The sequence below is a fragment of the Streptococcus mitis genome, from assembly GCF_022137125.1.
Classification (GTDB): domain Bacteria; phylum Bacillota; class Bacilli; order Lactobacillales; family Streptococcaceae; genus Streptococcus; species Streptococcus mitis_CE.
Genome location: NZ_JAKNEQ010000012.1, coordinates 23,493 through 37,053, shown reverse-complemented (window position 1 = coordinate 37,053; position 13,561 = coordinate 23,493). Strand labels below are relative to the sequence as shown.

Genomic DNA, 13,561 nt, shown 5'->3' with positions numbered 1-13,561 from the left:
CGCCTCGGTCTCCTTTTTCACCTTTAGCTCCTTGGGCTCCAGTTAGACCGCGTTCGCCTCGGTCTCCTTTTTCACCTTTAGCTCCTTGGGCTCCAGTTAGACCGCGTTCGCCTCGGTCTCCTTTTTCACCTTTAGCTCCTTGGGCTCCAGTTAGACCGCGTTCACCTCGGTCTCCTTTTTCACCTTTAGCTCCAGTTAGACCGCGTTCACCTTGGTCCCCTTTTTCACCCTTGGCTCCATCTTTAATAGCAATTTTTTGAACAAGTTCGTCTACGCCTTCAGTATAAACACCATTTCCATCGTTATCAAGATAGAAAGTGAGGTTATTTGTATCACCAACTTTATTTTGATCAACACGTGGTTTTACTGTATCGATTAGCTCTTTAGCCACACCAATTTGCATAATACGTGGCTTAGCTTCTTTAGTAACAGAATTACTAATTGGCAATCCTAAAAGTGTTTCGTTACCAAATCGATGAACTTTATAGGTAATTTGACGTTGTCCTTTTTCACCTTCTCGAACTAATCTAGTTTGACCTTCTGGTAATTTACTAGTTGGAAGGTAGACTGTTTGGAAATCAATGTCTTCTGAAACAGTCTTATTATTAGTACCACCATAAGGGTTTGCATCCAAGTATAGTGGATTTGCTCTATGATAATAGTTGGAGTTGCTGTATGGGTCATTGCTAGTAGCGGCACCGCCACCACCTTGGTCCACGTTAAAAGTAACAGGTTTCAAACGAACAGACAAGTCACCATTTGGATTATTGATTGGCAAACTAAATCTGATTGTTTGTTCCGTATTTGTTGAAGTAGCAGAGGTCATACTGTATCCTGAGTGAGATACGTAGTTGGCACCTTGGCTAATAGGTTTTGATTGATCTCTTAACCTTGGAGTTGTGATTGTCGCATTGGAAGGATTTCCAAATCCATCCCCTTTATCCAAGATAAAGTTATTATTAACAAATTCGCCCGGACCAGAATATTTGATTGTGAAATTCAATTTATTACCTTGACGTACTGTTGTTACATCGTAATGAATTGAATTACCACCACGTGAGTTCCCGTAGCCACGGAAACTATAACTACGACCACCTTGGCTGATGTCTGAAAATGCAACTGTATTTCCAGAACCTGAGACAATTGGGTTGGCTGGATTGCTAGCCGCTCTAAAGCCACTATGACCTTTATCCAAGTCTTCCTTACGGATAGCTGGATTTTGGCGAGCATCAGAAAGGCTCAAACCTGGTTTCAAGATTTCATTAGTAGATTTTGGAGCTGAAGTTGTTTCTACTTTGGCAGGTGCATTAGTTGCTAAAACGCTACTATCAACAGCTGAACGGTCAGTCGTTGTTGCAACTGGCTTAGCTTCTTCTTTGGCTTCTGCTGTGTCAGCTTTCTTCACTACAGGAGTTTCTGATACAGTTCCTTTATCAGAGTTAGAACGAAGTTCTAGACCAATAATAGCCGATTGGATAGATGTCTCTGCTGCTGATATTTCAGCTTCAGATGCATCTGCTTTCCCAAGCAAGCTTTGACCAGCTTGGATACTTGCTTGCAAGTTAGCAGCACTTGCTTCTGTATATAACTTACTTTCTAATTTTTTAGCACGTGAAAGAGCTGTTAACAATTTTGACTTGTCAACAGCATCTTGATGACTTGCTTCTTTTTTGTCTTTTGCTTCTTCAACTTTTTCTGCTGGTCTAGTAGCTTCTTCAGTTTTAGCTGGAGTCGTTTCTACTGGGTTAGCAACAGTTGGAGCTGCATAAGTTGTTTCTTTTTTAGGTGTAGAAACTTCTGCTGGTTTAGTAGCTTCATCTACCTTATCCTTATCAACAGAGACACTATTAGTTGCCTCAGGATGTTGTTCCTCTGCTTGTACTGATTGCGCATTGGCAGCAGTTCCCAAGACTAAGGCTGTCCCGAGCAAGACACTAGCCGCACCAAAGTGATACTTACGAATAGAGTATCGTTGTTGCATGCTATACCAGTCAAATGATTTCTTATGTGAATGTTTCATTTCAAACTCCTAGATAGTAATTTATAGTTTACACTTTACAACTATTTGAGCCATTAATCAATATTATCTATGAAATTAATATATCTGATTTTTGTACCATGGAGCCATATTTTTTTTTTTTTTTGAATTTAATGTACATATTTTTAATTCTTGTTTTTTGTACAAAAGAATCATAATTATGATACAATATAATTTAGGAGGAAATACCTAAATGCGCAACCTTTTATCCACAAAAGACCAAAGACAATTACGTTTAATGGAAACCTTAATTCAGAATCGTAATTGGATAAGGTTACATGCACTTGCCGAAAAATTAGGATGTACAGAACGAATCCTAAAAAATGATTTAAATGAATTACGAACAGCTTTCCCAAATATTGACATCCAATCTTCCGTTAACGGAATTATGATTGATTTAGATGTTAACACTAGTGTAGAAGATATTTATCAATATTTTCTAGCCCATTCCCAATCTTTTCAATTACTAGAGTATATGTTCTTCAATGAGGGGCTACCTATTTATCGAACAGTTGAAAATCTTCACTCAAGTAATGCCAACCTCTATCGATTAGGCCGAAATATTACAAAAACTCTATCATCACAATTTCAGATTGAATTATCTTTTACCCCTACTGCAATTCTTGGTAATGAAACGGATATTCGTTATTTTTTTGCCCAATACTTTTCTGAGCGCTATTATTTCCTAGACTGGCCTTTTCCAGACCTTCGTGAGGAGGATTTAACAGAGTTTGCTGATTTCTTCTATAAAATCACGAATTATCCAATGCGATTTTCAATTTATAGAATGTACAAATTGATGATAGCTATCAGTATTTACCGCGTCAAAAATGGTCATTTTATCGACTTACCAAATCATTTCTTCGATGAATACTACCCTCTTTTGATGAATATTCCAAATTTTGAGGAGCTACTTGTCCATTTCTCTGAAAAACTGGGACTTGAAATCACTCCAGATATCATCGCCCAAATTTTTATATCCTTTATTCAAAACAATCTTTTCTTAAATCCTCAAGAATTCTTCAACTCTTTAGAAGAAAACAGTGAAGCAAGATACTCTTACCAATTACTGAGTCAAATATTAGAACGCCTATCAAAACAATATAAGATTACTTTTACCAACCACGATGAGCTGATTTGGCATTTACACAACACTGCTTTCTTTGAAAGACAGGAAATCTTTTCTACCCCAATCCTATTTGAACAAAAAGCATTGACGATTAAAAAATTTGAAGTTTACTTCCCAGACTTTATGGGAAGTGCACGTCAAGAACTGGCTCAATACCGTCAAGCAATTGGACAGCATGACCATCCTGAACAGTTGGAACACCTGATGTACACCATCTTAACCCATGCTGAAAACCTCTCTACTCAGTTGTTAGAAAATCGACCACCTATCAAGGTTTTGATTATCAGTAACTTTGACCATGCTATATCCCTTACCTTTGTTGATATGCTTTCCTATTACTGTAATAACCGCTTTACCTTCGATATTTGGGATGAATTACAAACAAGTCCTGAGATTTTAAATCAGACAGATTACGATATCATCGTGTCTAATTTCTATATTCCAGGGATTACTAAGAAGTTTATTTGCCGAAACCATCTGTCAATCATGGATTTGGTTAATCACCTCAACACTTTATCAAATGAGATTCATATATCCAATACTTTATAAACTAAAAAGTCAGCAGGGTCCTGCTGACTTTTTCTCTTACCTGATTTCTATACTTCCTTAACAAAAACCAATTCCTGTGGCTGTGACAAATCTTCTCTGTAGGTAAACCCTGCAAAGCTTAAGCGACGAGCTTCCTCCACCGTCTGTACTTGATTTTGTATCAGGGCTGTCAGGAAAGCACCACGCGCTTTCTTTGAAATAGTTGAATGAATCTTCAGCTGACCACCTCTATCCTCCATGAATTTGAAGGTCACCATTTTTCCTCTGATTTCCTTAGAAAATACAGTCTCAAACTCGGATGACAAGAGAGAGAAAATTAGGTCTTCACCATTCATAGCTTCATCATAGGTTTGCTTCCAATGGCTCTTCAAAGTCTTACCTGCGACTTTTAACTTCATCAAAAAGTCCAAACGGTGAGGTGGCATAGGTGACAAGGCTGGAACGACTCCGTACAAAGCCGAAGTAATAAAGACATGATTTTCAAGATAGGCTTGTTCTGCCTCGGTCAACTTATCTCTCTTGATATGGCGGTACATGAGCCCATCAAAAAGTTTCAAGGCTGGGTAGTGTTGAGCAGTTTTGTTTTTTAAAGCTTGGATATTTTGAAATTCTTCCGCCGCCTTCTCGGCTGATACCTTGTAAAAACTCTCCAATTGACTAGCAGAATAGAGAGCCAAGGCATCCAGCACGGCCTGACTTTCTGGTTTTAAAGGAGTGGCTTCAATACTTGGCAAATCTGTGTTCATTTCTTTTGCTGTTGGGATTAAAATTTTCATATTGATAGTGTAGCATATTTTTTTGCCACTACCAAGAAATTCATCTGAAAAACCTCGGTTTGACCGAGGCTTCTCTATTTATTTTGGCCATCCTAACCAGACAGCCACGAGAACAAGGGCTAGGCCAGCTAAACTTGTTAAGATAGATAAGAATTTATCTTTTTTCTCCTTGAACTGAGAAAAACCTATCTTCAAAGCGAGCAGTCCGAGTAGCATTGAAGCAAGCATCACATAAAAACCCATTTCTTTGTCCTCCATTAGGCTTAATTTACCTTATTATAACATATACTTCTTAAATAAAGCTTTTTTATACTCAATGAAAATCAAAGAGCAAACTAGGAAACTAGCCGCAGGCTGTACTTGAGTACGGCAAGGCGACGTTGACGTGGTTTGAATTTGATTTTCGAAGAGTATTACTGTACTTTAAAGGTCTTGAGATAGTTGTCTTTTCCTACTTGACCTTCGAAGGTTTTACCATTTTCAAGGTAAGGAAGGTCATCTGAGACTGAGGCCTTGACTTTGTATATCTTGCCATCAACTTTAAAGAAGTAGACGGTGTCTCCTTTGATAACAGCTGATTTGAGGTCTGCTACCACACCCTTGATGCTTTCTGTTGTTGCATTATCAATTTCAAGGTCGTTTTTATTGGCGTACTTGCTGAGTAGCTCTTCCACTGTCGTAGCTACGATAACGTTTTGGTACTCGACTGAGTCTACCAAAGCATACTCTTTGACCAAGCCAGCATTGTCCTTCAAGCCCATGATGTAGAGAGGCTTGTCATTAAGGTTGATGAGGATTGGGAAGGTCGCCTTGTAGGATTTCTCCTGAACAGCACCTTCGGCTGATTCACGGGCTGATTCTTCGGTCGCAGAAGCCAAGCTGTACTTAGTGATTTCTCCTGTTCGCATATTTTCAAGAATGAAACCAAGATTACTTTCATCTGCATTGGCCGACGTCACGCCTGTGTAGAGATAGATGTCATTACCGATAGACAAGTAATTATAGCCCTTGGTAGTCTGGGTCACGTTTTTCTTGGAAATCATAGCATTCCAGAAACCGTCCTTGTACTTACCGTTGTAGTTAATTTGCTCAATAGTTTCCTCAGCTGGATAAACCCTGTCCACCCATTCTGGAACATCTGCCAAGCTGTATTCCTTGGTTTCTCCATTTGTGGCATCCAAGATAATGACTGAAACAGGACGAGGAACCGCAAGTCCAAATTGCTTTTGGTAAACCGTTGCTACATAGAAAGGATTACCCTCATCGTCCACCTCAAAAGATGGAGTCTTGAAGATTTTAGTTGGGTACTTCAAGCGTAGGTGACGCTTGACATCACGGTTAAAATACTCCGAGTCAGAATACTTGATTGGTGTCTTCAAGTCCACCAAGTCCGCATTACCGGTTACCATGTCCACCTTGATATACTCGCCGATTCCCTTGGCTTGATTATTAAACCACTTGATAGGATCTGCGTATTCTAAGGGTGTAACCCGATAAGGCTTCCCATCAATCGTCAATTGGGTATAGGTATCTGCCGCTACGTACTGCGATACCTTATCTGTTAGGGAACCCAAGTAGCGGTCACCAATTTTTTCAGCGGTACTTCTATCTAAGATAGGAACCTTACTGGTGTCAGTCTTAGGAAATTCAGTAAAGTCTTTTTCCGTAACCGTGACTACATTGGCATAATTTTTAGCCTGAAAAATGCTAGAAGTCACCAAGGAAACCAAGGCTGCTAAGAGAAGAATTCCTCCAATAGAAGCTAAAAGGATTTTCCCTAACCGATTGATTTTGAAACCCTCAAGATTTAAGGCAGCTTCTGCCTTGCCGTGGCGCACATGAACCGTTTTGACCAGATTGATTCCCTTGCCAAAGCCAAATAAGATTGCTACAACCAGCAAATGCCCACAGAGGAAAAAGAGAAATTCCCAGCTGGTCAGGTTAAGAGGCGGTAAAAAGATATACCAGGTCGTTGCGATAAAAATAAGTTCAAAGACTATTCGTTTCATTTGCTTTCCTCCTAAATGATTCGTCCTTCCAAGTGATCCAGTTCATGCTGGCAAATCTGAGCCGGGAAGCCTGTCAAAGTAATGGTCTGTTCCTGCCACTTGCTGTCACGATAGGCAACCCTTATGATTTCATAACGCTTAGTAGGTCTCACACCTGTCAAGGACAAACAACCTTCCTCTGTCTCATAAACTCCTTCAGAGGACAGGAGCACTGGGTTAAACATGACCACAGGAACCAAGCCAAGATTAAAGATAATCACGCGCTTCTGCACCCCAATCATATTGGCAGCTAGACCGACACAAGTCTCACGATTTGCTAAGAGTGTATCCTGCAAATCTTTGGCAAGATAAAGGTCTTCCTGACTTGCCGGCTGAGATACCTGAGATAAAAATAAGATATCCTTTACAATTTTCTTTTCCACTTCTGCTCACTCCTCTTTCTTTTTACTATATTATAGCAATTATAGCACAAAAGCCGACAACTGCAAGCTCTTTCCCTCAACTGTAGCAAAAAGCCATCCTAAGATGACTTTTTTGCTATTTGTAAATTCTCAATCTTTTTTACCTTTAAACAATAGGACGCCAGATAGGGCTGATAAAAATCCAACTACTAGCAAAATAGAATCATGACTAGCTGTCTCTGGTAATTTACCAGCTTCCTTTGTTTCACTTATTATTGGAGTTTCTGGGTGCTTTGGCTCCTCAGGCGCTGGACTTGCTGGAGTCTTAGGTTGCTCAGCAGTCGGAACTTCAGAGTGCTTGGGTTCCTCAGGGGATGGTTTTTCGAGAACCTTAGGTTGAGCAACAGCTGGAACTTCGGGTCGCTTTGGCTCCTCAGGTACTGGACTTGCTGGAGTTTTTGGTTGCTCAGCAGTTGGCATTTCCGGCTGTTTAGGGTCCTCAGGTGTTGGCTTTTCAGGATCCTTAGGTTTATCTACCGTCGGTACTGCTGGGTTCTTTGGCTCCTCAGGTGTTGGAGCCTCTGGCATCTTGGGTTGATTACCTCTTGGTGGTTCTGGCTCAGTAGCTTTCACAGGTAGATAATTGATTATTGTGTCTTTTGTAAAATCTTCTGGTACTTCAGGTAATAAGTAACCCAATTCTGGATGCGAAGAATCCTTCAACACCAAATCAGTAGCTGATGTCACAGCCTTATAACCTTTAAGATAAGGGATTGTTCCTAAACCTGGATTGCTAGCAAGACCTGCTTTAGCAGGATTACCATCTTGGTCATTGGGATATTGAATCAAAGCCAGATTCTCATTTGCAGTTGGAGAAATGGCTATCCATTTTCCTAATTGTTTGTAGTAAACAGTTTCCCTAATTACAGGATCTGTTACTGCCACTGTTTTCTCTGCAACTGCTTCTTTATCTGCCACCAAGCCTTTTAGCAGTGGTGTCGCTACTTTAGATAGATTTGGTTGATCACTCGTCCAATCACGATAATAAAGGTCTCCTCTTACAAAATCAACCTTGGCAACGCGTTTGAAATCAACTTGATCATTTCGATCTTCAGCAACCTTATCATGTGTCACAAAATCTAGATAGGAAATGTTTCGGTCAATAGATTTTTTATTGACGATTTTAGAAACACTGGCAGGCCATAAAGGTGAATCTTGAACATCCTCATCAACTTTTTTATGAGCAGTTGGAATTCTATCTTCAGGATAAATAAATTCTAGGCGAGGGGTTAAAGCAACCTTAAATATTTGACCAGTCTTACTATCTTGGTCAAAATATTGTAAACCTCGATCATAATCACTTGATACAAGATAGTATCCTTGTCGCTTGTAGTCACTAATCGTTTTTAGCGTACTGTATTCAATAGGATAACCAGATTCCCCAGTAACTGTATCTTCCTTCAGTAGCTTGTTTTCACTGATATCCACATAGCTAATCTTGGCTGTTTGATTTTTAATATGCTCCTGTTTTATTTTCCAGTTAGAATAGGAAATTTCCTTAGTAACAAGATTAACAGTCGCATAGCGTTCAAAGGAAATACTTTGTTTTTTCTCAGCAAAGGCTTCTTTACCATTATTCTTATATTTATATTTAATGATTCTTTGAATCGTTCTCTCTAAAGGCCTTTCTTGATTGGTTCTGATCTTTTCAGCATCTGCAGGCCACTTAGGACTATCGACAACACCAGCTTCCACCTCTTCATTTGACTTAGGATTAGTCTGGTTTTGTAAGCTAATCACTTCATGTTTTGGAGTTAATTTAATAGTATACGTTTGCGGAGTCTGATCATCTTGAAACAGCTTCTTCGATTCATCCGTTTTCAAATAACCATCTTCAACCAATACATAGCCATTCCATTTGAACTCACTAATTTTCTTTCTCGTATCGTAGTGAAGATCCTCTCCCACCTTACCAGTACGCTCATCTGAAAAAAGTTTTTTCCCTGTTGATTCATCAATATAATTAAATTCAACACGAGATTCCTTTTCAGTCACTTTAGGAGTATCTAAATGTTTTTCTTCAAAATGTTGCTCTTCTGAAGCAGTAGCTTCTTTTTCTGAACCCTCGACAGACTTATCCTTGTCAATGCTTTCGCTAGAAGGTTTGTCTGTTTCTAAGATATGACTAGCTGCGAGCGTTTCATCTGCAGATACACTCCCAACAGAGCCAGCTAAAAAACCTAAACCACAAGCCACAACAACTGAAGCAACACCCAAACTCAATTTACGGATAGAGTAAATACATTTTTTACTTCCCATGATTTCCCCCTAAGTTATTATTTACTATTCTTATACCTAATATTTTAGTAAGCGGCATTACATTTAACATCTCTTTTTTAAAGTTTTTTATATTCTTTTTAAAGTTATTTAAAAAAGCCATCCGAAGATGGCTTTTTTTTAAATCGCATTCTTGTCAAAACCGAGTTTACGTTGAATAAACTTAACAATTTCGACGATAATAATCATTGAGAAGCTTCCGCCCATAACGATTCCCCATTGTGACAAGTCTAGTTTGGTTACGTGGAAGATTCCTTCAAGTGGTTCTACAACGATTGTTGCCATGAGAAGGATGAAGGATACCAAGATGGACCAGTTAAAGGTCTTAGACTTGAATGGGCCAACTGTCAAGATGGATTGGTAGACAGACTTGACATTGTAGGCATGGAAGAGCTGAATCAAACCAAGGGTTGCAAAGGCCATAGTAAGAGCATCTGCATGAATGGCATGATTGTCACCCACATGAACTGGGTAAAGAAGGGCAAGACCATAAACACTCATAACAATAGTTGCTTGGAGCACACCTTGATAGATGATAGAACTCAAAACACCACCTGAGAAGAAGCTTGCCTTGCGTCCACGTGGTTTATGGTTCATGACACCAGGCTCCGCAGGTTCAACACCTAGAGCGATAGCTGGGAAGGTATCCGTTACCAAGTTAATCCACAAAAGATGAACTGGCTGCAAGACGTCCCAACCAAACAAGGTTGATAGGAAGATAGTTAATACTTCAGCAGTATTGGCAGAAAGTAGATACTGAATAGTCTTTTGAATGTTTGAGAAGACTTTACGTCCTTCTTCAACTGCGACGATGATAGTCGCAAAGTTATCATCCGCAAGAATCATATCAGAAGCTCCCTTAGAAACCTCAGTTCCAGTGATTCCCATACCAATACCGATATCGGCTGTTTTCAAAGCTGGTGCATCATTGACACCGTCACCTGTCATGGCAACAACTTTACCTTGTTTTTGCCAAGCTTTCACGATACGAACCTTGTGTTCTGGAGATACACGGGCATAAACAGAGTATTGACCAACTACTTTTTCAAAGTCTTCATCAGACAGTTCGTTGAGCTCAGCACCAGTTAAAACGTGACCTTCTGTATCATTTGCGTCAATGATTCCCAAACGTTTGGCAATAGCTTCTGCGGTGTCTTGATGGTCACCTGTAATCATGATTGGACGGATTCCCGCCTCCTTAGCCACACGAACAGCCTCAGCCGCTTCAGGACGTTCAGGGTCAATCATCCCAATCAAACCAGTAAAGATTAAATCATTTTCAAGCTCTTCAGAAGTGATGTTTTCTGGAATACTGTCAATAATCTTATAAGCACCTGCAAGGACACGCAAGGCTTGGTGAGCCATTTCAGAGTTGTTTGTTTGAATGAGGTTTGTAACCTTCTCATCAATTGGAGCAATATCCCCAGCTTTGTCACGAAGAACACAACGTTTCAAAAGTTGGTCTGGAGCACCTTTGACTGCTACAAGGAAACGACCATCTGGCAATGGGTGAACCGTTGACATAAGCTTACGGTCAGAGTCAAATGGCAATTCAGCCACACGAGGGTATTTCTCTAAAAATCCTTTAACATCGTAACCCTTGTCCAAGGCATATTGGATAAAGGCTGTTTCGGTTGGGTCTCCAATCAGATTGCCTTCCGCATCGATTTTCGTATCGTTTGCCAAGACAACAGAACGAAGAAGTGGCATTTCAAGACCCAATTCAATGTCGTCAGCTGAATCATGTAGGACTGCATCGTAGAAGACTTTTTCGACGGTCATCTTGTTCATGGTCAGCGTACCAGTCTTATCAGAAGCGATGATTTCCGTTGAACCAAGCGTTTCTACAGCTGGCAACTTACGAACGATAGAGTTACGTTTTGCCAAAACTTGAGTACCAAGGGCAAGAACGATCGTTACGATAGCTGGGAGCCCTTCTGGAATAGCTGCAACGGCAAGCGCAACAGAGGTCATCAACTCACCAAGTGGATTTTTTCCTTGAATGAAGACACCCACTACAAAAGTAACAAGGGCAATGACCAAAATTGCATAGGTCAAGACCTTAGAAAGGTTATTCAAGTTTTGTTTGAGGGGTGTATCAGTCTCATCAGCGTCTTGAAGCATACCTGCGATGTGACCGACTTCAGTATACATCCCTGTATTGACAACAACACCCAGACCGCGACCATAGGTTACGTTAGAGTTTTGGAAGGCCATGTTGACACGGTCACCAATACCAGCATCTGCAGCAAGTTCAACTGTCAAGTCTTTTTCGACTGGCACAGACTCACCTGTCAAAGCAGCTTCTTCAATTTTAAGAGAGTTGGCTTCAATCAAACGTAGGTCTGCAGGTACTACATCACCTGCTTCAAGGGCAACGATATCTCCAGGTACCAATTCTTTAGAGTCAATCTCCGCCATATGCCCATCACGAAGAACGCGGGCAGCTGGACTTGACATAGATTTGAGGGCTTCGATTGCTTCTTCGGCTTTTCCTTCTTGGTAAACACCAAAGGCAGCATTAATGATAACCACGGCTAAGATAATGATGGCATCTGCGATATCTTCCCCACCAGAAGTCACGACTGACAAGATTGCTGCCGCAACTAGGATGATAATCATCAAATCCTTAAATTGCTCGATAAATTTGACCAGGATTGATCGTTTCTCGCCTTCTTCGAGTTCATTGTGGCCAAATTCGGCAAGGCGCTTTTCTGCCTCACTTGATGACAAACCTTGCTCGGTCGCATCCACAGCCTGCAAGACCTCTTCAGGACTCTGAGTGTAAAACGCTTGGCGTTTTTGTTCTTTTGACATGTGTCTCCTCCTTGACATTGTGTGCAAAACAGACTCTCTTTTTCTCATCGTATCTTTTCACGACAAACAAAAAGAGACCTGTTAATCATAACAAGTCTCGCTGTTTAAGATAGGGCCGGAAAGCATACTTTTCAGTATAAAATTCGGAATGACGACACTATCACAGGTTTCTGCCAGCTACTCCCTTGAGTAGTACTATTATACCAAATTTTGAAAAGTTTTCAAAGAGTAAAAACTGCCTTATTTGAATTTTCCCTTGAAAACCAGTATAATGGTAGAATGCTATGTGACTAGAAAGGAAGTTGAATGAAGCAATCTATTTCAAATCTCAAGTTGGCGGAACGTGGTGCCATTATCAGTATTTCGACCTACCTGCTCTTGTCTGCAGCAAAATTGGCTACTGGACATCTCCTTCATTCATCCAGTTTGGTAGCCGATGGTTTTAACAACGTGTCCGACATCATTGGAAATGTAGCCCTCTTGATTGGGATTCGAATGGCGCGCCAACCTGCTGACCGAGACCACCGTTTTGGTCACTGGAAGATTGAGGATTTGGCTAGCTTGGTCACTTCTATCATCATGTTCTATGTTGGCTTTGATGTGCTGAGGGATACCATTCAAAAGATTATCAGTCGTGAAGAAACAGTCATTGATCCTCTTGGTGCCACTCTAGGAATCATTTCTGCAGCGATTATGTTTGTGGTTTATCTCTATAACACTCGCCTCAGTAAGAAATCCAACTCCAAAGCACTGAAGGCTGCCGCCCAGGACAATCTTTCTGATGCTGTCACCTCACTTGGTACTACCATTGCCATCCTGGCTAGCAGCTTTAATTATCCGATTGTGGATAAACTGGTTGCCATCGTCATCACTTTCTTTATCTTGAAAACTGCCTATGATATCTTTATCGAGTCTTCCTTTAGTCTTTCAGATGGTTTTGACGACCGTCTGCTTGAGGATTATCAAAAGGCCATCATGGAAATTCCCAAAATCAGCAAGGTTAAGTCTCAAAGAGGTCGTACCTACGGTAGCAATATCTACCTTGATATTACGCTAGAAATGAATCCTGACTTATCTGTTTTTGAAAGCCATGAAATTGCGGATCAGGTCGAGTCTATGCTGGAGGAACGTTTTGGAGTCTTTGATACCGATGTCCATATTGAGCCAGCACCTATCCCTGAGGATGAAATTTTAGACAATGTCTATAAAAAATTGCTGATGCGCGAACAATTGATTGATCAGGGAAATCAACTGGAAGAACTCTTGGCTGACGATTTTGTCTATATTCGTCAAGACGGAAATCAGATGGATAAAGAGGCCTATAAAGCCGAAAAAGACTTGAATTCAGCTATCAAGGATATCCAGATCACTTCCATCAGTCAGAAGACCAAACTCATCTGCTATGAGTTAGATGGTATCGTCCATACCAGTATCTGGCGTCGCCACGAAACTTGGCAAAATATCTTTCATCAAGAAACTAAAAAAGAATAGAGAAATCCTGTCAT

9 protein-coding genes are annotated in these 13,561 nt (G+C 40.4%); 2 read left to right on the top strand and 7 right to left on the bottom strand.

What is annotated here, in order from left to right:
- The coding region (pclA, locus tag L0P31_RS09205) for a pneumococcal collagen-like adhesin PclA (protein WP_238096636.1) at positions 1-2,020 on the bottom strand (2,020 nt) is incomplete at its 3' end.
- A 211-nt stretch (positions 2,021-2,231) separates the two neighbouring features.
- Here pclA and pclR point away from each other — a divergent pair.
- The gene (pclR, locus tag L0P31_RS09200; RefSeq protein ID WP_238096634.1) at positions 2,232-3,716 is read left to right on the top strand and encodes a virulence transcriptional activator PclR; all 1,485 of its coding nucleotides are present in this window, start codon (positions 2,232-2,234) and stop codon (positions 3,714-3,716) included.
- Positions 3,717-3,763: 47 nt separating this feature from the next.
- Here the strand turns inward: pclR and yaaA are convergent, their stop codons facing one another.
- The 6 genes from yaaA to L0P31_RS09170 all read right to left on the bottom strand — a co-directional run bounded on the left by yaaA (position 3,764) and on the right by L0P31_RS09170 (position 12,056).
- A complete protein-coding gene (yaaA, locus tag L0P31_RS09195; protein WP_238096632.1) occupies positions 3,764-4,492 on the bottom strand; it encodes a peroxide stress protein YaaA in 729 nt (242 codons plus the stop codon).
- A gap of 78 nt (positions 4,493-4,570) precedes the next feature.
- Complete coding sequence (locus tag L0P31_RS09190) at positions 4,571-4,735, bottom strand: YczI family protein (RefSeq protein ID WP_000508321.1); 165 nt, start codon at positions 4,733-4,735, stop codon at positions 4,571-4,573.
- Positions 4,736-4,905: 170 nt separating this feature from the next.
- Positions 4,906-6,501 carry a hypothetical protein gene (locus L0P31_RS09185; RefSeq protein WP_024057235.1) on the bottom strand — a complete coding sequence of 532 codons (1,596 nt, stop codon included), beginning with the start codon at positions 6,499-6,501 and terminating at the stop codon, positions 4,906-4,908.
- 11 nt (positions 6,502-6,512) lie between these two features.
- Positions 6,513-6,923, bottom strand: coding sequence for a peptide deformylase (locus L0P31_RS09180; RefSeq protein WP_024057234.1), 411 nt, complete (start codon positions 6,921-6,923; stop codon positions 6,513-6,515).
- Positions 6,924-7,052: 129 nt separating this feature from the next.
- Positions 7,053-9,221 carry a mucin-binding protein gene (locus L0P31_RS09175; RefSeq protein ID WP_238096630.1) on the bottom strand — a complete coding sequence of 723 codons (2,169 nt, stop codon included), beginning with the start codon at positions 9,219-9,221 and terminating at the stop codon, positions 7,053-7,055.
- Positions 9,222-9,359: 138 nt separating this feature from the next.
- Positions 9,360-12,056, bottom strand: a complete 2,697-nt coding sequence (locus L0P31_RS09170) for a cation-translocating P-type ATPase (RefSeq protein WP_238096628.1) — start codon at positions 12,054-12,056, stop codon at positions 9,360-9,362.
- A 306-nt stretch (positions 12,057-12,362) separates the two neighbouring features.
- Here L0P31_RS09170 and mntE point away from each other — a divergent pair, with 306 nt between their 5' ends.
- A complete protein-coding gene (mntE, locus tag L0P31_RS09165; RefSeq protein ID WP_004257881.1) occupies positions 12,363-13,547 on the top strand; it encodes a CDF family manganese efflux transporter MntE in 1,185 nt (394 codons plus the stop codon).
- Positions 13,548-13,561 lie beyond the last annotated feature (14 nt).